At 34.4% G+C, this 1,115-nt stretch carries 2 protein-coding genes; both read right to left on the reverse strand.

The features are described 5' to 3' along the window. Nucleotides 1–244: 244 nt before the first annotated feature. Nucleotides 245–520: a hypothetical protein gene (locus tag BQ5796_RS16890; RefSeq protein WP_071461533.1), complete on the reverse strand. Its 276-nt coding sequence runs from the start codon at nt 518–520 to the stop codon at nt 245–247. Between the two features lie 3 nt (nt 521–523). After that, the gene (locus BQ5796_RS16895; protein WP_071461534.1) at nt 524–841 is read right to left on the reverse strand and encodes a hypothetical protein; all 318 of its coding nucleotides are present in this window, start codon (nt 839–841) and stop codon (nt 524–526) included. Nucleotides 842–1,115 lie beyond the last annotated feature (274 nt).

Here is a 1,115-nt window from a genome sequence, read left to right on the forward strand (position 1 = left end):
TTTTTGGCTGTTCGCCAGTTGATTTTTAGTGTCTGTTTTATTTTGTTTACTGATAATCCTTTTTCGTTTCGTAATTTCTTGATACAATTAATATCGGACATTGTTAGCATCCCTTCTAAACCTCCACTAAATTGATTCGACACCAATTACAGTAGAGGGAAATTTGGGGACTGGCAAGTCCTTTTTTTATGCCACTAAATAAAGTGCAGGACTCTGCAGTTTCTCCTTGCAAAGTTCTGCACTTTTATTTTGCAATAAACATATTGCTAGAAAAATCAATATGGAGTGCATCTAATAATTCCCCTACGTAATAAATATTGATGTCAATATTTCTATTTCGGCTTTTAAACCATTCTTCTAGTTCTTCGAATAGCATTACAACAAGCTGCAGTTGTGCATCATTTAAGTTCCATTCAATAGAATCATCAAAATCCTGTTCAGTATCAATTTTGTCGAATATAGACTTTTCCTTTGCCCAAGGGAACCTCTCTAAAATGCTCTTTCTAGACAGATTGAGCATATCTTATTGCTCTCCAAGATATTTAGCTCGATATTTTTCAAATATGTCATCCACCTCAGGAAACCCACAAATCTTCTCAACAAAAACGTGACCCTGAACCTCTTTAAATTCGACTATTACAACCTCAATCGGCTTGTGTCTTAACAAATACCAATGTTCTACCTCTTCAAGCATTGTGTGTATCAACTTCATTTGAGCCTGATTGAAGGTCCAAGGCATAACATCACTGAAATACCACCCCTCAACAGAATCATCAATCTCTAAATCGACTGGTCTTGCCCAAGGAAAACGATTAAAAATAACTTCTTGTGATATTTGCATTATTCATTCCATCCCTCTCCAAATTAGATATGAATTTTTTCTTTGTTGTAATATAACTCGGAAGGAAGATGAGTTAAAGTAAATAAACATGCTTTTTTTCACTGTTGTTAAGAGCCATTTTTAATGGCGTTTATTTCGGAAACGACAATGACGGCAACAGACTATTTTCGCCACCGTCACTTTCGTTTCCTTTTTAGTTAAGTCAAATTCGTTGGCATTATATGGTTTAAAGTTCCATTGAATTCATTTCAAATTTATATTATTCTCTAAACAG

It is taken from the genome of Bacillus massilinigeriensis, assembly GCF_900111815.1.
In the GTDB taxonomy this organism is placed as follows: domain Bacteria; phylum Bacillota; class Bacilli; order Bacillales; family Cytobacillaceae; genus Mesobacillus_C; species Mesobacillus_C mediterraneensis.